This is a genomic window from Rhizobacter sp. P2_H2, from assembly GCF_056403375.1.
Genome location: NZ_JBFUFP010001632.1, coordinates 1 through 804, shown reverse-complemented (window position 1 = coordinate 804; position 804 = coordinate 1). Strand labels below are relative to the sequence as shown.

Annotated in this window: 1 pseudogene; it reads right to left on the bottom strand. The window is 69.2% G+C overall.

Going from position 1 to position 804, the window contains the following annotated elements:
* Positions 1-804: pseudogene (locus AC1D15_RS35235) on the bottom strand (chromosome segregation protein SMC); the annotation flags it as partial.

The window sequence follows — 804 nt, the reverse complement described above, 5'->3', positions numbered from 1 at the left end:
GGCTCGGGAACATGCGCCCGAAATGCTCGTTGACCTGGTTGAAGGTGCTGGCGAGCAGGTCGCGCGTTTCCAGGTCGATCTTGTGGATCGCGCCCTCGAGCGTGCTGATCGCCTCGTTCAGGTCGGCGTTCTGCGAATCGAGGAAGGTCTTGCGCTCGCGCGACGCGGTGAGCTCGTCGAGCGCCGCCAGGTTCACCGCGCCAAGCGCGGTGATCTCGCGGTTGATGCGGTCGATCTCGCCTTGCAGGCCGTACAGCTTGACGTTGTTGTCGGCGATGTTCTGCGCGAGCGCCGCGAGGTCGACCTCGGCGGCGGTCAGCTGCTCGAGGAACTGCGCGCCGCCGAGCTGCGCCGCCTGCTCCTCGAGCTGCAGCTTGGTGATGCGGTCGCGCAGCGGCTGCAGGCTCTGCTCGTGCGCCATGCGCTGTTCGTCGGCGCGGCGCAGGCGCAGCGTCAGGTCGTCGTACTCGCTGCGCTTGGCGCCGAGCGCGGCCACGCGGTCGAGCTTCAAGGCCAGCGCGTCTTCGAGCCCGACATGGGCTGACGCATCGGTCAGCTTCACCAGCTCCTGCTGCAGCTGCTCGAGCGAAGCCTCGTTCGACACCACCTGCTGCTGCGCCGTCTCGATGCTGCGCTGCAGCTCGCCGCGGCGGGCCGCCAGCGCGCGCGACGAGAACTGCGCCTCCTGCGCCTGGCGCTCCAGCGAGCGCAGCTGCTCGCGCGCGTCGGCAAGCTTTCGCTCGGCGGCGATCACGCCTTCGTCGAGTTCGGCATGGCGCTCCTGCGTGGTCGCGAGCTGCATGT